22 protein-coding genes are annotated in these 18,596 nt (G+C 29.9%); 16 read left to right on the forward strand and 6 right to left on the reverse strand.

Translation table 11 applies throughout. From position 1 onward, the window contains the following. Positions 1–3: 3 nt before the first annotated feature. The 15 genes from OT390_RS03680 to OT390_RS03750 all read left to right on the forward strand — a co-directional run bounded on the left by OT390_RS03680 (position 4) and on the right by OT390_RS03750 (position 10,520). A complete protein-coding gene (locus OT390_RS03680; protein ID WP_032586447.1) occupies positions 4–540 on the forward strand; it encodes a DUF3972 domain-containing protein in 537 nt (178 codons plus the stop codon). An 11-nt stretch (positions 541–551) separates the two neighbouring features. Beyond that, entirely contained in the window at positions 552–1,415 is an 864-nt protein-coding gene (gene glyQ / locus OT390_RS03685; protein WP_002868046.1) for a glycine--tRNA ligase subunit alpha, read from the forward strand. Continuing rightward, the gene (locus tag OT390_RS03690; protein WP_032586445.1) at positions 1,402–2,127 is read left to right on the forward strand and encodes a Nif3-like dinuclear metal center hexameric protein; all 726 of its coding nucleotides are present in this window, start codon (positions 1,402–1,404) and stop codon (positions 2,125–2,127) included. Before glyQ ends, OT390_RS03690 begins: the two co-directional genes overlap by 14 nt. A 9-nt stretch (positions 2,128–2,136) precedes the next feature. Further along, complete coding sequence (locus OT390_RS03695; protein ID WP_032586444.1) at positions 2,137–2,853, forward strand: zinc ribbon domain-containing protein; 717 nt, start codon at positions 2,137–2,139, stop codon at positions 2,851–2,853. Next, entirely contained in the window at positions 2,850–4,007 is a 1,158-nt protein-coding gene (gene waaA / locus OT390_RS03700) for a lipid IV(A) 3-deoxy-D-manno-octulosonic acid transferase (RefSeq protein WP_061099771.1), read from the forward strand. The genes OT390_RS03695 and waaA overlap by 4 nt, the downstream gene beginning before the upstream one ends. Beyond that, positions 3,988–4,740 (forward strand): RluA family pseudouridine synthase, encoded by a 753-nt coding sequence (locus OT390_RS03705; protein ID WP_002868042.1) that lies wholly within the window; start codon positions 3,988–3,990, stop codon positions 4,738–4,740. The genes waaA and OT390_RS03705 overlap by 20 nt, the downstream gene beginning before the upstream one ends. 67 nt (positions 4,741–4,807) lie before the next feature. Continuing rightward, entirely contained in the window at positions 4,808–6,145 is a 1,338-nt protein-coding gene (gene ffh / locus OT390_RS03710) for a signal recognition particle protein (RefSeq protein WP_032586441.1), read from the forward strand. Between the two features lie 65 nt (positions 6,146–6,210). Further along, complete coding sequence (gene rpsP, locus OT390_RS03715; RefSeq protein ID WP_002852274.1) at positions 6,211–6,438, forward strand: 30S ribosomal protein S16; 228 nt, start codon at positions 6,211–6,213, stop codon at positions 6,436–6,438. 2 nt (positions 6,439–6,440) lie between these two features. Beyond that, positions 6,441–6,683, forward strand: coding sequence for a KH domain-containing protein (locus OT390_RS03720; RefSeq protein ID WP_002852144.1), 243 nt, complete (start codon positions 6,441–6,443; stop codon positions 6,681–6,683). Next, a complete protein-coding gene (gene rimM, locus OT390_RS03725) occupies positions 6,676–7,215 on the forward strand; it encodes a ribosome maturation factor RimM (RefSeq protein WP_002868041.1) in 540 nt (179 codons plus the stop codon). The genes OT390_RS03720 and rimM overlap by 8 nt, the downstream gene beginning before the upstream one ends. Then, positions 7,212–7,916 carry a tRNA (guanosine(37)-N1)-methyltransferase TrmD gene (gene trmD, locus OT390_RS03730; protein WP_052800294.1) on the forward strand — a complete coding sequence of 235 codons (705 nt, stop codon included), beginning with the start codon at positions 7,212–7,214 and terminating at the stop codon, positions 7,914–7,916. The genes rimM and trmD overlap by 4 nt, the downstream gene beginning before the upstream one ends. A 10-nt stretch (positions 7,917–7,926) precedes the next feature. Then, positions 7,927–8,283, forward strand: coding sequence for a 50S ribosomal protein L19 (gene rplS, locus OT390_RS03735; RefSeq protein WP_002852307.1), 357 nt, complete (start codon positions 7,927–7,929; stop codon positions 8,281–8,283). Positions 8,284–8,416: 133 nt separating this feature from the next. After that, a complete protein-coding gene (gene uraH / locus OT390_RS03740) occupies positions 8,417–8,830 on the forward strand; it encodes a hydroxyisourate hydrolase (protein WP_002852246.1) in 414 nt (137 codons plus the stop codon). Between the two features lie 23 nt (positions 8,831–8,853). Further along, entirely contained in the window at positions 8,854–10,194 is a 1,341-nt protein-coding gene (locus OT390_RS03745) for a class II 3-deoxy-7-phosphoheptulonate synthase (RefSeq protein WP_002868039.1), read from the forward strand. After that, positions 10,191–10,520: an ArsC/Spx/MgsR family protein gene (locus OT390_RS03750; protein WP_002859623.1), complete on the forward strand. Its 330-nt coding sequence runs from the start codon at positions 10,191–10,193 to the stop codon at positions 10,518–10,520. The genes OT390_RS03745 and OT390_RS03750 overlap by 4 nt, the downstream gene beginning before the upstream one ends. A 12-nt stretch (positions 10,521–10,532) precedes the next feature. Here OT390_RS03750 and OT390_RS03755 read toward each other — a convergent pair whose 3' ends face one another. After that, positions 10,533–10,775 (reverse strand): SelT/SelW/SelH family (seleno)protein, encoded by a 243-nt coding sequence (locus tag OT390_RS03755; RefSeq protein WP_257225505.1) that lies wholly within the window; start codon positions 10,773–10,775, stop codon positions 10,533–10,535. 192 nt (positions 10,776–10,967) lie between these two features. On the opposite strand from OT390_RS03755, the gene dnaE reads away from it, so the two are divergent. Next, complete coding sequence (gene dnaE, locus OT390_RS03760) at positions 10,968–14,570, forward strand: DNA polymerase III subunit alpha (protein WP_032586440.1); 3,603 nt, start codon at positions 10,968–10,970, stop codon at positions 14,568–14,570. 11 nt (positions 14,571–14,581) lie between these two features. Here dnaE and OT390_RS03765 read toward each other — a convergent pair whose 3' ends face one another. From OT390_RS03765 to OT390_RS03785, 5 genes are read right to left on the reverse strand one after another with little or no spacing between them, the layout of a single operon-like run. After that, positions 14,582–15,214 (reverse strand): YggS family pyridoxal phosphate-dependent enzyme, encoded by a 633-nt coding sequence (locus OT390_RS03765; RefSeq protein ID WP_052800295.1) that lies wholly within the window; start codon positions 15,212–15,214, stop codon positions 14,582–14,584. Positions 15,215–15,250: 36 nt separating this feature from the next. Then, positions 15,251–16,000, reverse strand: coding sequence for a flagellin C (flaC, locus tag OT390_RS03770; protein ID WP_002776533.1), 750 nt, complete (start codon positions 15,998–16,000; stop codon positions 15,251–15,253). Positions 16,001–16,033: 33 nt separating this feature from the next. Further along, entirely contained in the window at positions 16,034–16,507 is a 474-nt protein-coding gene (locus OT390_RS03775; RefSeq protein ID WP_394535918.1) for a DUF4149 domain-containing protein, read from the reverse strand. A 12-nt stretch (positions 16,508–16,519) separates the two neighbouring features. After that, on the reverse strand, positions 16,520–17,335 hold the full coding sequence (locus tag OT390_RS03780; RefSeq protein ID WP_002888877.1) for a HemK/PrmC family methyltransferase: 816 nt from the start codon (positions 17,333–17,335) through the stop codon (positions 16,520–16,522). Further along, entirely contained in the window at positions 17,332–18,519 is a 1,188-nt protein-coding gene (locus OT390_RS03785) for a M48 family metallopeptidase (RefSeq protein WP_002888878.1), read from the reverse strand. Before OT390_RS03785 ends, OT390_RS03780 begins: the two co-directional genes overlap by 4 nt. Positions 18,520–18,596 lie beyond the last annotated feature (77 nt).

The following is an 18,596-nucleotide window of genomic DNA, read 5'->3' on the forward strand; positions in this document are numbered from 1 at the left end:
AAAATGCAAACCTATCTTGAACTTGAAGAATTTTGTAAACTTGTGCATTTAAATGAAGATGTGGTTAAGGGTATGATAGCCAATGGGGCTTTAAATTTTAAAGAAGAAGAGGGTAAAATTTACATCGAAGCTCATCAAGGTACTTTTAGTGTAGTACCTAGTTCTGCAAAATCTCAAACTGCAATGGTAAATTCAATGACTTTAGCAGGAGAAAGTTTTGTTGAAAAAACAATAGGAACTATTTTAAATTTGCATGAAAAAGTTTTAGATGCTAAAGATGAAACACTTGAAGCATTAAAAAATGAGAATAAATTTTTAAAAGACGCCCTTTATTCTATGCAAGAACTTTATGATGAAGATAGAAAAACTATAGAAACCTTAAACAATGAGCTAAAACATGCGCGTGAAGAGATAGAATTTCTCAAGCGTAAATATAAATTAATGTGGAGTAAAACCGCAGAAATTTTTGGAGCTAAGACAGAGCCTGATTTGGAAATGAATAAAAATTTAGAAAAACCTATTGAAAATATGGAACAATAAAGAGAGATACAATGACTTTTTCACAAATGATACTTAATTTGCAAAATTATTGGCAAGAGCAAGGTTGTGCGATTATGCAACCTTATGATATGCCAGCAGGTGCAGGAACCTTTCATCCAGCAACTTTTTTAAGAAGTTTAGGAAAAAAACCTTGGGCAGCTGCTTATGTGGCTCCAAGTAGAAGGCCTACTGATGGACGTTATGGTGAAAATCCTAATCGCTTAGGTGCTTATTATCAATTTCAAGTTTTGATTAAACCTAGTCCTGATAATATTCAAGAATTATATCTTAAAAGTCTTGAAAATTTGGGTTTTGATTTAAAAAGTCATGATATTCGTTTTGTTGAAGATAATTGGGAGAGTCCAAGTTTGGGTGCTTGGGGTTTAGGCTGGGAAGTATGGCTTGATGGTATGGAAGTCACTCAATTTACTTATTTTCAGCAAGTTGGTGGTATAGCAGTAGATTTAGTAAGTGCTGAAATTACCTATGGTCTTGAAAGAATAGCCATGTATCTTCAGAATGTTGATAATGTTTATGATATAGTTTGGAGTGAATTTAATGGAGAAAAAATTAAATACGCAGATGTGCATAAGCAAAGTGAATATGAATTTAGTAAATACAATTTTGAAGTAAGTGATATTAAAATCTTAAATGAGCAGTTTGAAAACTCTTACAAAGAATGTAAAAATATTTTAGAACAAGGATTAGCTTTACCTGCTTATGATTATTGTATGCTTGCTGCACATACTTTTAATCTTTTGGATGCAAGAGGAGCAATTTCTGTAGCACAAAGACAAGATTATATGTTAAAAATTCGTGAACTTTCAAAAAATTGTGCTGAAATTTATAAGAAAAATTTAAATGAAGCTGAGTGAAATTTATAATTTTTTAGATCAATTAAGTCCCTTTAATATCCAAGAATCATGGGATAATAGTGGAATTTTGCTTGGAGATAAGGATGGTGAAATTTCAACTGTTTATTTAAGCTTAGATATTGATGAAAATATTATTAAAGAAGTGAGTGAAAATTCTTTAATTATCACACATCACCCTTTGATATTTAAAGGTTTAAAAGATTTATATGACAAGACTTATCCTAGGGCTTTTATTAAAGAAATGATTTGTAAAAATATTTCTTTAATCAGTATGCATACAAATTATGATTTAAGTCATTTAAATACTTATTTTACGGAAGAAATTTTAGGTTTTAAATTTTTTTTTAAAGACGAATTTTTAATTTATGTAGAAAATTCTATGTCTTTTGAAACTTTGTGTGACTGGGTGAAAAAAAAGTTAAATTTACAAATTTTACGTGTAAGCGATTGTGGCAAAAAAGACATTAAGCGTATTGCTATATGTACTGGAAGTGGCGGGGATTTAATTTCTAAAGTAGATGCAGATTGTTTTTTAAGTGGAGATTTTAAATATCATCAAGCTTTAGAGGCGCTTAGCAATCAAATCAGTCTTATTGATTTAGGTCATTTTGAAAGTGAGAGATATTTTTCTCAATGTTTAGCAAAAGACTTGAAAAATTTGCCACTACAAGTTATAATAACAGTTTCAAAAAATCCATTTCAATATTTTTAAGGAAAATAAATGAATAAATATCTCAAACAATTAGTGCTTTTATCAAAAATAGATCAAGAAATTGATAGTTATGAACCAAAAATAGACAGTATTAATAGGACTTTAAAAGATGCTGAGTTAAAAATAGGAAAAATCAACACAGATTTAGAAAAAATCGATGAAGAAATCAAAGATATAGAAAATCAAAAAGTGCAAAATAATGCTCATATTTCCGAGTTTTCAGCAAAAATTAAAGAGCTTTCTAAAAAAAGTGGCGCAGTAAAAACAGAAAAAGAAGCTAATGCTTTAAAAATTGAAGAAGATATTGCAAAAGAGCAATTAGACGCTGCAAATGATGAGATTGTAAGACTGGATAAAATTTTAGAGAATAAAGAAACTTATAAAAAAGAACTCGAAGAAGAAAAAATCAAACAAGAGCAAAACATTAATGAGATTAGAGTAAGTATTAAATCTGAAATGGAAGTTCTTGAAAAAGATAGAATGAGTGTTTATGATAAAAAAACCAAACTTGTGGGCGAGATGAATCAAAAAGTTCTAAGTTTTTATGAGAAAATTCGCAAATGGGCGAAAAATACTGCTGTAGTACCCGTTAAGAAACAAGCATGCTATGGATGTTTTATGAAAATTTACGATAAGACCTATCTATCTGTTGTAAAAGGCGAAGAGATTGTAACTTGTCCTCATTGTGGAAGAATTCTTTATAAAGAGCAAGAAGAACAAAATTGATCTTTTTTTATTATTTTTTAACTTGGATGGCATTTTTATTTTGTGCTGTCTTTATTCTTTTGCTTTCTTTTTTAAAATCCAAATACAAAACTAGTTTAAAATCCCGATTTTTTCTTTATAAAAATTTACATCAAGAAAAAGCTGATGTACATTTTCATGCTTGTTCTTACGGGGAGGTAAGAAGTATTAAAACTTTGGTTTTGAAATTTGATTCAAGAATAACTACTATTACTCAAACAGGTTTTGAATGTGCAAAAGAATTTTGTAAAAAGGTAAATTATCTTGCTTTTGAAAATTTTTTGCCTTTTTGGCTTAAGCCTTGCAAGGTTTTGGTAATTTTTGAAGCAGAATATTGGCTTATGCTTGTTTTTATGGCACGTATTTATAAGGCTAAGATTATTTTGCTTAATGCGAGAATATCTGATAAGTCTTATCATTCTTATCAAAGATTTTCTTTTTTTTATAAAAAAATTTTTTCTTATATTGATGAAGTTTTTGCTCAAAGCGATTTAGATAAAGCAAGACTTGAAAGTTTGGGAGCTAAAAATGTTAAAATTTTTAAAAATATTAAGGCAAATTTAGAAATTAAAAATAATAAAATTTATACCAAACCTAAGGAAAAACTTATCATTTTTGCCAGTACTCATAAGGATGAAGAAGAGCTTTTGCTTGATCATTTTAAACTAGAAGAAAATGAAAAACTCATTATCGCCCCACGACACCCTGAACGTTTTAAAGAAGTTGAAAATTTGCTTTTAAACAAAGGTTTAGAATTTGAAAAATTTAGTTCTTTGAAAGATGAAAATAAGAAATTTTCTAAAAAAATTTTGCTTTTAGATGCTTTAGGGGAGCTTGTAAATTTTTATGCAATTTCTGATGTTGTTGTGCTTGGAGGTTCTTTCATAGAAGGCATAGGAGGACATAATCCTATAGAAGCGGCATATTTTAACAATGTATTAATCAGTGGGAAATTTATTCACAATCAAAAGGTTTTGTTTGAAGAAGTGGAAAATGTATATTTTTGTGAAAAATTAAAAGATTTAAATGATAAAATTCATTATTTAAATTTAAAAGCTAAAATTTCCAAAAAAGAAAATTTAGATCTTATCATACAAACTATACAAAAGGGAATTGATGCAAGAAAAAGCTTATAAACTCTTAGCTTTGCAAGAAAAAATTTCAAATCGTGAAGCTAAAGATTTGATTGATAAGGGTTGTGTTTTTTCACATGGAAAAAAAGTTGTGGTTGCTAGAGCTTTGATGAGCGATAAGGCAAGATTTAATGTGATAAAAGCTAAAAATCCTCAAATTATTTTTGAAGATGATAAGATTATTGCTATTAATAAACCTTATGCTTATGTGAGTGAAGATTTAGAGAAAAAATTTAATGCCAAGCTTTTAAATCGTTTAGACAAAGAAACAAGTGGTGTGATTTTGCTTTGTAAAGATGAAGATTTTAGAAAGCTTTGTATAGAAGAATTTAAAAAACACAGGGTTTATAAAAGTTATATTGCGGTTTTAGATGGGGTTTTGGCTGAAGAGGTTGAAGTGAATGAACCTATTTTTACTATAAAAGTAAAAGGCGGGGCGTTAAGTAAAGTTTCAAAAGATGGTTTAAGTGCTTTAAGTATCATTACTCCTATCATGATGCAGTCAAAAAAAACCTTAGCAAAAATAGTTATTCAAACAGGTAGAACTCATCAAATCAGAGTGCATGCTAAATTTATAAAACATGGCGTTGTAGGTGATGAAAAATATGCTAAAATTTCAAGCGATAGAATGTATTTGCATAGCTATGAAATTAAAATTTTTAATTATCATTTTAGGGCTAATTTAGATAGTGGTTTTGCAAAATTTGGCTTTGATATAAAAAATTTAGATTTTTAAAGCCATTTAAGAAAAAATTTTGTATAATGCAAGGTTTAATTTAAAAATTTTATAGAAAGGTGATAAAGTGTTTGAGTTAGTCAGCGAATCTTTTAAATCAGCGATTAATAAATTACGTTTTGTTGATGATGAAAAAGCACTTAAGAACGCTTTAGAAACCTTAAAAAAAGCTCTTTTAAAAGCAGATGTTCATCATAAGGTAACTAAAGAGCTTTTGACTTTAATAGAAGAAGATGTAAAACAAAATGGCATAGGTCAAAAACAATTTTTAAATGCCATTAAAATAAATTTAGAAAATATTTTAAGTGTCAATGGCAAAAATCAAGGTTTTGTTTTTACTTCTAAACCCCCAACAGTAGTTCTAATGGTAGGTTTGCAAGGAGGCGGTAAGACTACAAGCACTATCAAACTCGCAAATTATTTAAAATTACGCAATAAAAAAGTTTTAGTTGCAGCTTGTGATTTGCAGCGTTTAGCGGCAGTGGAGCAACTAAGACAACTTTGTGAAGCTAATGAAATTGAACTTTTCTTTATAGAAAATGAAAAAGATCCTATTAGAGTTGCTAAAGAGGCTTTAAAAAAGGCTGAAAGTTCCATGGTGGATGTTTTGCTTGTAGATACTGCTGGACGTTTGGCTATAGATGAGGCTTTGATGAATGAATTAAAAGCAGTTAAGGATGTTTTAAATCCTGATGAGATTTTCTATGTTGCTGATGCAATGAGTGGTCAAGATGGGGTTAAGACTGCGGCTAGTTTTAATGAAGCTTTGAATATCAGCGGGGTAATTTTATCAAAATTTGATGCAGATACTAAAGGTGGAGTAGCCTTGGGTATAGCAAAACAAATCGGTATTCCTTTAAGATTTATTGGTGTAGGTGAAAAAGTAGCAGATTTAGAAGTTTTTATACCAGATCGTATAGTAAGTCGCATTATGGGCGAGGGTGATTTGGCTACTTTAGCTGAAAAAACTGCTGCAGTGATTGATGAAAAAGAAGCTAAAAAACTCAATCAAAAAATCAAAAAAGGGGAATTTAATTTTAATGATTTTCTTAACCAAATGGAAAGTATTAAAAAATTAGGAAGTATGAAGTCTTTAATCGGTATGATACCAGGACTTGGTGGAATGGCAAATGCGGTAAAAGATATAGATTTGGATAATTCTAAAGAAATTATACACATTAAAGCAATGATTTCTTCAATGACTCCAAAAGAAAGAGAAAATCCTGATTTATTAAATAATGCTAGAAAGCGTCGTATAGCAGAGGGAGCAGGTCTTTCTCAGGTAGAAGTCAATCGTTTTTTAAAACAATTTAGCAATGCAGCAAAACTTGCAAAAAGATTTTCAGGTAAAAAAGGAATGGAGAGTTTGACACAAATGATGAGTCAAGCTAGAAGACAATTTTAAATTTTATTTATAAATACTTTTTATAGTATCTATAAATAAAATTTTTAATTTTTTAAGGAGTATAAATGACAGTTATTAGACTTACAAGAATGGGTAGAACCAAAAGACCATTTTATCGTATTGTAGTTACGGACAGTAGAAAACGTCGTGATGGTGGTTGGATAGAAAGTATTGGGTATTATAATCCTATGGTAGAACCTGAAGTAATTAAAGTTGATGCAGAGCGTTTAGCTTATTGGAAAAGCGTTGGTGCAAAACTTAGCGATAAAGTTGCTTCTATCACTAGCAAATAATCATGGTAGAGAATTTTCTTAGAGAATACGCAAAATTAATTGCAGATTATCCTGAACAGATTGATACTCAAAAAATTGAATTAAGTGAAAATTTTTTTGAGATTGTTCTTTTTGCACATAAGGTTGATACAGGTAAGCTTATAGGTAAAAATGGAAAAATGATCAATGCTATAAAAACTGTAATCTCTGCTTATAAGAGCAAGGATGCAAGTTCTTATAGAGTAACGGTAAAAGCACTTGAGTGAAAAAGATTTTGTTCAAGTTGCAAAACTTGGTAAAACTGTGGGTCTTAAGGGTTATGTAAAATTGCATAACCTGAGCGACTTTTCTTCTCAATTTAAAAAAGATGCTACTTTTTTTATAAAAAACACTAAAGAAATGTTAAAGATTAAGCATTATAATACAAGCAATTCTACTGTTTTATTTGAAAATTATGAAGATATAGAAAAGGCCAAAGAATTAACTAATCTTATTCTTTTTCAGAGTATCGAGAAAAGTAGACAAACTTGTAAATTAAAAAAAGATGAGTTTTTTTATTTTGATATTTTAGAGTGTGAAGTTTTTGAAGAAGATAAGAGATTAGGTAAAGTGGTTGATATCTTGGAAACTGGAGCTTCTTATTTATTTGAAATTCAAAGTGATGAAAAATGGGTTGAAAAAAAATATCCTAAAATATTTTTTATTCCATATTTAGATAAATTTGTTAAAAATATAGATATAGAAAAACGACAGATTTTTTGCACGCAAGATGCTTTTTTAATTTTAGAAAATTCATGAAATTTAGCTTCATTTCTTTGTTCCCTAATCTTATGGAATTTTACTTTCAAGATTCTATACTTGCAAGAGCAAAAGAAAAAAAACTTTTCAAACTTAATTTTTATAATCCAAGAGATTTTTCTAAAAATTCCTATCATAAAGTCGATGATTATAAAATAGGTGGTGGAGCTGGACTTTTGATGCAAGCTGAACCTATGTATGAGGTGCTAAGAAGTATTCAAGAAAAAAAAGAAAATCCCTATTTTATTTTTTTAAATCCAAGTGGTAAAACCTTTAATCAAAAAGACGCCAAACGCTTAAGTAAAAAAGAACATATAGTTTTTGTATGTGGGCGCTATGAAGGTATAGATGAAAGAGTGCTTGAAATTTTTGCGAATGAAATTTTTAGTATAGGGGATTTTATTTTAACAGGAGGAGAATTACCTGCGCTTGTAATGTGTGATGCGATTTTAAGAAATGTTAATGGGGTTTTAGGAAATATGGAAAGTTTGAAAGAAGAAAGCTTTGAAAATAATTTACTCGAAGCGCCTGCTTTTTCAAAACCTTTTATTTTTGAGAAAAAAAATAAAAAATTTTATACTCCTTCAGAGTTTTTAAAGGGTAATCACGCTAGAATTGCAAGTTTAAAAACTACTTTGGCGTCTTGCAAAACGAAATTTTTTCGTCCAGATTTATTTTTAGAGCATGAACGCAAAAAATAAGGGATTTTTTATGAAAAATAAATATATAGAACAATTTGAAGCAAAACAAATTGAAGGTAAAAATGTTCCAGATTTTCGTGCTGGTGATACTTTAAAGCTTGCAATTCGCATTAAAGAAGGGGATAAAACAAGAATCCAAAATTTTGAGGGTATTTGTATTGCTAGAAGAGGTAATGGCGTAAGTGAAACTTTTATCGTGCGTAAAATTGGCGCTAATAATGTTGGCGTTGAGAGAATTTTCCCTATTTATAGTGAAAGTTTAGAAAGTATTACTGTTTTGCGTCGTGGTCGTGTACGCCGTGCAAGATTATTCTACTTAAGAGATAGACGTGGTAAAGCAGCGCGTATTAAAGAGCTTAAAAAATAATTTATAATTATTTTCTATTATAAGTTTAACAATTAAATAATTATAATTAATTTATAATTATTATTTATTTGATTTTAATTATTAATAATACTCTTGTATAATATTTCTTGTAAATATTATACAAGGAGAGAAAATGTTTTCTATTAAAAAAACTTTATTAATACTAGCAAGCGTGCCAATGTTTTTGAGTGCTACTGAATATCAATTAAGTACTCATGTCTTGGATATTACTTCTGGACAACCTGCTCCTAAAGTAAAAGTTGAGCTTTATAAGTTGGAAGCAAATCAACAGTGGAAAAAAGTAAGTGAAGAATTTACCGAAGAAAATGGTAGAATAGGAGATTTATTACCATATGAAAAAGCTGAAAATAGGGCTTTTGGAATTTATAAGCTTAAATTTTTTACAAAAGACTATTACACATCACACAAAATAAATACTTTTTATCCTTTTGTAGAGGTAAGTTTTGAGCTTTCTAAAGATCAGAAACATTATCATGTTCCAATAACCCTTTCTCCTTTTGGTTATTCAACTTATAGAGGAAGCTGATAAATAAAACGAAAGAAAAAACCATGTGGACTAAGAATTCTTGGAAAAACTATCCTATAAAACAGCAACCTATCTATCCAGATCAAGAGGAAATGAATAGAGTTTTAGCAAGACTTGAGAAACTTCCTCCTTTGGTTTTTGCTGGAGAAGTGAGAAATCTTCAAAAGTCTTTAGCAAGAGTTTGTAAAAAAGAAGCTTTTTTACTTCAAGGTGGAGATTGCGCTGAAAGTTTTGAAAATTTTGGCGCTGTAAATATCCGTGATATGTTTAAAATTTTACTTCAAATGGCTATAGTACTTACATTTGCTGGTGGATGTCCTGTTATAAAAATTGGTCGTATTGCAGGGCAGTTTGCCAAGCCAAGAAGTAGTGATTTTGAAGAGTTAGATGGTATAAGTCTTCCTAGTTATCGTGGTGATATTATTAATGGTTTTGAATTTAGTGAACAAGCACGCATTCCTGATCCACATAGAATGCTTGAAGCTTATTATCAAAGCGCAACAACGCTAAATTTGTTGCGTGGATTTGCTAAGGGTGGTTTAGCAGATTTACATGAAGTACATCGTTGGAATTTGGGCTTTTTAAAAAAGAGTGAACTCCATAAGCAATATACTGATATCAGTGAAAAAATTTCACAAGCTTTAGCTTTTATGGAAGCTTGTGGAATTAATACAAGTAATACTCCAAGTCTAAGAGAAGTTAGTGTTTATACTTCACATGAAGCTTTACTTTTGCCTTATGAAGAAGCTTTAACTAGAGTGGATAGTTTAAGTGGAGAAATTTACGATTGTTCAGCTCACATGCTTTGGATAGGTGAAAGAACAAGGGCGCTTGATGAAGCTCATGTGCATTTTTTAAGTGGAGTAAAAAATCCTTTAGGGGTTAAAATAGGACCTAGTGCAAGTGCTGATGATATCATAGCTTTAGCAAATGTTTTAAATCCAAATAATGAAGAAGGAAGATTAAATATTATTATCCGCATGGGTGCAGATAAAATTATCAATAATTTGCCAAAAATTTTCTCTAAACTTAAAAGTGAAGGTTTAAATTTAGTATATAGCATAGATCCTATGCATGGAAATACGGTAAAAGCAGGCAATTTTAAAACACGTGAGTTTGATAAAATTATGCAAGAAGTGAGATCTTTTTTTGAGATTGCAATAAGCGAAGGGGTTTATCCAGGTGGAGTGCATCTTGAAATGACTGGGAAAGATGTAACAGAATGCACAGGTGGTGCAAGCAATGTTACTGCTCAAAGCTTGGAAGATCGTTATGAGACTCAATGCGATCCAAGACTTAATGCGGATCAAGCATTAGAACTTGCTTTTTTAATCGCAGATTTGGTAAAAAAGGCTAGAAAATGAAATTTTATGGTATTAAAAATTGCAATTCTGTAAAGAAAGCTATAGATGCTTTAACACAAAAAGGTATTGTGTTTGATTTTATGGATATTAAGAAGATTAATCAAGATATTTTATACACATGGTTAAAACAAAAATCTTTTGAAGAACTTATCAATACTGCTGGATTAACTTCTAAAAAACTTGGCTTAAACAAAGAAAAAGTTAAAAATTTAAATGAAAAAGAACTTGAAAAAATTGTATTAGAAAATCCAAGTTGTATTAAGCGTCCTATTATCGAGTATGAGCAAAACATATATATTGGTAAGGAATATGAGAAAATGTTATGATAGAGTGTTTGATTACACTCTATTTTTTATTAATTGATTAATTTCATTTTGATATGGAAATCTTTCACTTTCGCAATTAATAAGTTGTGTTTTAGAGAAGATAACTTTTCCGTCTACTTCAACGATAAAATCACCTCTGCCGCCAATTTCAAATTCTACTTCAACATCTTTGAAATCGCTTTGTAGTTCTTCTGCAATCCTTGCAGCTTGTGGGCGATAATTTCAAAGATTGCAATAAGCAATTTTTACTTTCATCATTTCATCCTTTGAAAAGTTCTTTTTATTAAGATTAAAATCTTAGACTTTATTATAGTTTATTTTGGCTGAATTTTTGCCTTTTTGTCAAATTTAAGTTGAAATTTAGGGCTAATTTCTTTCAAATTCAGCGAGAAAAATTTATAATTTTTATCAAAATTAAAATAAGCCTTAAAAAATTAAAGGAAGAAAATGAGTCAATTTACACACTTGCATTTACATACAGAATATTCTTTGCTTGATGGAGCCAATAAACTTAAAGAATTAGCTTTGACTTTAAAAGAGCAGGGTGCTACAAGTGTTGCTATGACAGATCATGGAAATATGTTTGGGGCAATTGATTTTTATCAAACAATGAAAGCACAAGGTTTAAAACCTATCATTGGTATGGAAGCGTATTTACATAATCATGATGAATTAGATGATAAAAGTTCTCGTCAGCGTTTTCACCTTTGTTTGTATGCAAAAAATGAGATCGGATATCAAAATTTAATGTATTTAAGTTCTCAAAGTTATATTAAAGGTTTGTATTATTATCCGCGTATCAATAAAAAGCTTTTGGAAGATTATAGCGAAGGTCTTATTTGCTCTTCTGCTTGCTTGCAAGGTGAAGTAAATTGGCACTTAAATACTTATAGTGAAAGAAATGTGCGTTTTGGTGCAAAAGGCTATGAAGCAGCAAAAGAAGCGGCATTATGGTATAAAAAAGTTTTTAAAGATGATTTTTATTTTGAAATCATGCGTCATGGTATAGGCGATCAAAGAATGATAGATGATGATATTATCAGACTTTCTAAAGAATTAAATATAAAAATCATTGCTACAAATGATACGCATTATACTTTTAAAGAAAGAGCGGCTGCCCATGAGGTTTTTATGTGTATAGCCATGGGAAAAAAACTTAACGATCCTGATAGAATGCGTCATAGTGTGCATGAATTTTATGTTAAAAGTCCTGAGCAGATGAGTGAGCTTTTTGCAGATATTCCAGAAGCTATAGAAAATACACAAGAAATCGCACAAAAATGTAATTTAGAGCTTAATCTTGGCAATCCCACTCCACCGAATTTTAAATTTACAAGAGAATATGCTAAAGATCATAATATTATCTTACCTGAAGAAACAAAAGAATTTAGCTTTGATAATGATGACATGGTTTTTGAAGAACTTTGTAAAAAAGGACTTGAAGAGAGATTAAAATTTATCGATGAAAGTAAGCATGAAGAATACAAACAAAGACTTGAAGTAGAAATTAACATCATTAAAAATATGAAATTTTCAGGTTATATGCTTATTGTTCATGATTTTATTAAAGTGGCTAAGGATAAAGGTATTCCAGTAGGCCCTGGAAGAGGATCAGCTGCAGGAAGTTTGGTTTCTTATTGTTTAAGGATTACGGATTTAGATCCTATTCCTTATAGTCTACTTTTTGAGCGTTTTTTAAATCCTGAGCGTGTGAGCATGCCTGATATTGATGTGGATTTTTGTCAAGACAGACGTGCTGAAGTGATTGATTATGTGATTGATAAATATGGAGCGGATAAGGTTGCACAGGTGATTACCTTTGGTAAACTTTTGGCTAAAGGGGTGATTCGTGATGTGGCTAGAGTTTGTGATATGAGTATTCAAGATGCTGATGAACTTGCTAAACTTGTGCCTGAAGAGCTTAAAATCACTCTTGATGCTGCTTATGAAAAAGAACCTAAAATCAAAGAATTTATCGATCGTCATCCTAAAGGTCTTGAAGTTTGGGAGTATGCAAGAGCTTTGGAAGGATTAAATCGCAATGCTGGTATGCACGCAGCGGGTGTTGTAATTTCTAATGAAAGTTTATGGAAGAAAACTCCGCTTTTTAGACAAAGTAAAAATGATGAAAGACATTTAGTAACGCAGTATTCTAAAGATCATTTAGAAGATGTGGATTTGATAAAATTTGACTTTTTAGGTCTTAAAACTTTAACAGTAATTAATAATGCAATCAAGCTTATTAAAAAGCGTTACAATAAAGACATTATTTGGGAAACTATAGATGTAAATGATAGCAAGGTTTATAAAACCATACAAAGTGGAAATACTTTAGGGATTTTTCAAATCGAATCAGGCGGTATGCAAAGCTTAAATGCACGCTTAAAACCAGAGCGTTTTGAAGATATCATTGCGGTTCTTGCGCTTTATCGTCCAGGTCCTATGGAATCAGGAATGCTTGATGATTTTATCGATAGAAAGCACGGTTTAAAAAGCATAGAATATCCTTTTGACAGTTTAGAAAAGGTTTTAGAACCTACTTATGGGGTTATTGTTTATCAAGAACAGGTTATGCAAATTGTTCAAATTATAGGTGGCTTTTCTTTAGGAGGTGCTGATGTAGTGCGTCGTGCTATGGGTAAAAAAGATCCTGAGAAGATGAAGAAGCTTAAGACTGATTTTGCAGATGGAGCAGAAAAACAAGGATATGATAGAGTAAAAGCTGAAGATTTATGGGAGCTTATCGTAAAATTTGCAGGATATGGTTTTAATAAATCTCACTCTGCGGCTTATGCGTTGATTACTTTTCAAACAGCTTATTTAAAAACTTATTATCCTAGTGAATTTATGGCAGCGCTTTTAACAAGCGAAGAAAACAATGTGGATAAAATTGCTGTTTATATTGATGAGATGAAAAAAATGAATATTAAACTTTTACCTCCATCGATTAACAAAGCGATCCGTGAATTTAGTGCTTTAGAGCAAGATGGCAAGGATGCTATTATATACGGACTTGGGGCTATAAAAAGTGTGGGTATTCCTGCAGTTGAAAATTTACTTGAAGCAAGGCAAGATGGAGAATTTAAGGATATTAATGATTTCTTAGGTAAGATAGATCCTACCAAGATAAACCGTAGAACATTAGAAAGTCTTATTAAAGCAGGGGCTTTTGATGAGTTTGGTTTTACTAGAAAAGCTTTGTTTGATAATATGGAAAATCTTAGCGAAGCATCGCGTAAAATGGCTGAAGTAAGAAAAAATGCTGCAAGTTCTCTTTTTGGTAAAGAGGAGTTAACTTCAGGTGTTCAAGTAAATTTTACTCCCAAAAATGAAGAATTTGAAGTGATGGAAAAATTGGGATATGAAAAAGAAATTTTAGGAATTTATGTTTCAGGCCATCCTTTAGATCGATTTTATGAACAAATTAATGCCATAGATTATGTTAAAAGTTTAGAGTTTGAAGGTTTAAAAAACAATGGAGAAATTTTAAGTATAGGTAAAATTGAAGATTTTAAATCTATGATGAGTAAAAATAATAAGCGTTATGGTAGAATTGAAATTTTGGATTATTATTCTTCGTTTGATGCTACTGTATTTGAAAGTAATGTAGAAGAAATAGAAAATATCATTAAAGATGAAAATTTGAAAAATAATGCTTATGGTTTTGTATTGGGATTTAAAGCTGAAGGAGGGGAAAAGCCCAGCTTTTTTTTAAAAGCAATTAAAGACTTGCAAAGTCTTGAAGATGGTGAGATTAAAGCTATAAAAAAATTTGGCACAAAAAAAGATTTTAAAAATAAAGAAGAAAATCATTTTACCGCAGAACCTAAGGAATTTGAAAAAAATATCATAGAGCTAGATTTGACAAGGTTAAATAGAGAATTAATCTATGAAATTCATGAAATTGCTAGAAATGCACATAATCCTAATGAAAAAAATAATAAAAAACTTGTTTTAAAAGTTATTAGCGCGGGATCTTGCCTGCTTTATCATACAGATTTTATTATCTCTGATAGTATAGTAGAGGAAATTTCTAATAAATATGCTTAAGTAAGATTGTTTTACTTAAGATTTTTAAATAAAATGCTTCCGAGTCTTACCAGGTTGGATCCGCATTTTATAGCAATTTCAAAATCATTACTCATCCCCATAGAGCAAATCTTAGCCCCATGTTTTTGAAGTTTTTCATAGATTTTATAGGTTGTTTCAAAACTTTTTTCAATTTCTCTTTGATCTTCGCTGTGTGAACCTATGCTCATAACTCCACAAAGATTTAAATTAGGACATTCTTCTTGAATTTGTAAATATTCTTCTATAGCTTGATCCGGATTAAGTCCGCTTTTGCTGAGTTCATTGGCACTATTGATTTCTAGTAAGGTATCTAGTTTATAATTTAGTCTTTTATCCATGGCTTTTGCTATTTTTAATCCATTACAAGAATGCCAGAGTATTGGTTTTTGCTTGATTAAAAGATTGATTTTATTGCTTTGTAGCGTTCCTATAAAATGCCATTTTATATTTAAATCTTTTTTATCAAGAATTTCTTTTTTTTGTACTAGGGTTTGAACTTGATTTTCTCCAAATTCTGTAATTCCTTGAGTAAAAAGTTTTTCGATAATATTTGCATCAACATATTTGCTTGCTGCTACAAGACGGATATTTTTGGTTTTTTCTAAAATTTGTTCTAAAGTCATTTTTATAAAAAGAGAAGCCCTAGATTAGGGCTTTTATCATTGTAATAAGCTAGCAATTTTGCTTTGAAGTTGCATGTTAGATTGTGCAGCGACGAAAGCAGCTGCATTTTCTTTTAGGTAATTGCTATTAAAATCATTGACATTTTTTGCCATATCATTATTCAGCAAATTATTTTCAGCTGCTTTAGTATTGATGCTATTTTGCACACTAGCATTGATATTAGAAGTGATGGCATTGATACTCGATCCTATTTCACTTCTTAAAGCACCAAGTTGATCCATAAAATTTGTAATACTGTCTTGATTATCTATGCTAAGACCACTAGTTGTCAATGGATTTAAATTGGTCGTTTCAGTTCCACTTCCTACTACAAAATTCATAGTTTGGAATACATTTTTTCCATTATAGGTAGCATTATTAAAAGAATCATTAATGGACTCTTGTATGCGTGTTGCTTCTGTTCTTAGCATGCTTTTTTGAGAATCACTTAATGCTGCATTATTCATCTTTACGGAGAGTTCATTAAGTCTATCAGCACTTTGAGAAATATTTGTCAGGCTTGCATCTGCAATTTGTAAAACACCAATAGCATCATAGGCATTTGCGACACCTTGATCTATAGTGCTTGATTGAGATCTTAAAGAATCAGCAATAGCTAAATTAGCACTATCAATCCCACTTATCGCACGGACAGCTGCAATGTTTTCTAAAGCTTTTTCACTAGCTTTTTGAGCATTATTTAAATAATAATTTTGTTGCATCATGCTTGCATCAGAGATCATCATAGCCTACTCCTCCTTATAAATTTTTATTGGATTTTAGCATTTTTTTGCTATTTTAAAGCTTAAGAAATATAGAAAAACTTGCATTAATAAAATAATTTTTATAACCACTTCGCTTGCATTATGTATACTAAGAAATTCTTGGCTTTTTGTAGCTTGTTCGCCCAAATTTTGAAGTTCAATAATGGTATTTGTAAAATACAAAACAAACACTAAGCTCAAAATTAAAATGAGTATAGTAAGCATTAATTTTGAGAATTTAATCTGAAATTTCATATCTTCTTTTGCAAAAGAATAGATTTCAAATAATAAATTAATAATAGAAACAAAAATTAACAAATATCCCATTTTAATGAAAATTTGAGTCATCATTAAGCCACTTTGAAAACGACTTAAAACTCCCTCGCCTATAAGGTTAGCTGGGTAAAAAATTACTGGTGCAACAACTATTCCTAGTATGAGTTCAACCCCTATGATGGAGCCAAGTAAAAATAAATTAACAGCTTTCAAGAGTTTCTCCTTTTATTTTTTATCATAACGCATATTTGTAAATTTAGCTATAAAAGCACGATTATAACCTTGTTCATCTTTGAAAAAATCAACAATGAAATTATTTTGATATAAAATTTTTTCCAAAATTTCTTTTTGATCATAGCCAAATTCGCAAGCTAAAAATTTAACTTTTTTATCAAGGGAAAAATGTATGATTTCTTCTAGAATTTCATATCCTTTTTCTCCGCCAAATAAAGCCTCTTTGGGTTCTTTTTGCACCCAAATATCTATAGGATATGAATTTTTAATATAGGGCGGATTTGAAAAAATAAAATCATAATTTTCTTTAATTTGCTTAAAATTACAAAGTTTAAAGTCAATCAAGTGATCGACTTTGTGTAATTTGGCATTCTCTAAAGCTAATTCTAAGGCTTTGGGATTGATATCGCAGGCTGTGATTTTTAACCCAAGTTCTTTGGCTAAAACAATGCTTAAAATTCCGCTTCCAAATCCTATTTCTAAAATCCCATTAAAAGTATTTTTTTTGCATAAATTTAAAATTTGAAAAAGTAAAATTTCACTATCGTAGCGAGGGATTAGAACACCTTTTTTTATCTTAAATTCTAATCCCCAAAAATCTACTTTTTCAAATATATATTCAAAAGGTTCTCCAGATTTAAAACGCCTTATAAGCTCAAAATAAGGTTCATGATCTATTTGTATATCTTGGTTTAAAAATAACCAAGCTTTATCTTTTTTTAGATATTCGCAAAGTATAAATACTGCTTCATTTTCATAACCTTTTAAGCTAGATTTAGCTTCCATAAGAGCATTTTTTATAGTCAAGAAAGAGCCTTGATTCTATCACTAATACTTGGATGACTGAGATAAAAAAATGTATATATTTTACTTGTTTTGATAAAAGCTTTATTTTCTCTTGCTAGAGCTATCAATGCATTTTTCATATCTTCTTTGCTTGTAACTTTAGCTCCGTGTTGATCAGCTGCAAATTCATTTTTTCTACTTAAGGCATTAAGCATAGGAGAGATTAAAAAGCTAAAAATATTCGCCAAGATAAACAAAAGAGCAAATACGCCACCATTTACTCCTTCTAGATGACTTTCTAAGTAAACAAATTCAGGTAAATTTGCAAAAACAAAAAAAAGTAAAAACATAGTTATAGCGCCGTTAAATAAAGCTTTGATAATATCCTTATGAACAAAATGTCCAAGCTCGTGTCCTAAAACAGCTAAAAGTTCTCTTTCATTTAAGGCTTTTAATAATGTATCAAAAAGCACCACTCTTTTGCTTTTAAAAAGTCCACCAAAATAAGCATTTAAACGTTTATCTCTTTTGCTTGCATCAATAACATAAACCCCATTTGCACTAAACCCGCATTGTTTCATTAAAGAGCTGATTTTTTTCAGTAAATTTTCATCGTCTAGTTTTTCCATTTTATTAAAAATAGGTGCTATCAAGGTAGGGTAGATGAGATTTATAATCACTATAATACAAAAGGCAAAAATAAAGGCTGCAATCCACCAAAAAGTTCCAAAAAAATCATAGCAAAAAAGCAAAGTATAAAGGATTAAAAATCCAAATATTAAAGTTAAAATAAGACTTTTCATAGTGTCTTTGATAAAAAGTTTTACAGTCATATTTGAAAAACCATGGGCTTTATCTTTGATAAAACTTTCATAAATACTTAAAGGTAGATTTAAAATACTTGTGATTATTAAAAAAGATAATAAAAATAAAGTATTTTCAAAACGAGTGTTGTTTAAGATAAGTAATTCTTTAAGGTATAAAAATCCAAAACCTATCCATGCAATATTGATGATTAAATTATAAAAATTGGAAAATAGTTTAAATTTTTCATTTTCGATGGCAATATTTGCTGCATTTTGATAGTCTTTTTCGCTTAAAATTTGAGCTTGTTTGTTTTTTTCTCTTTCTAAGAAACGAATTTGAGTATAGGAAATCCAAGATAAAAGTGCTGTGTAAAGACATAAAATTGCAATTAAAGTCATTATTTTTCCTTGATTAGTTTTTTGCGAATTCTAGCTTAAAATAATGAAATAAAGTTAATAGTTTAAAATCTAAAATA

This window comes from Campylobacter sp. CFSAN122748, assembly GCF_045277125.1.
Lineage (GTDB): Bacteria > Campylobacterota > Campylobacteria > Campylobacterales > Campylobacteraceae > Campylobacter_D > Campylobacter_D jejuni.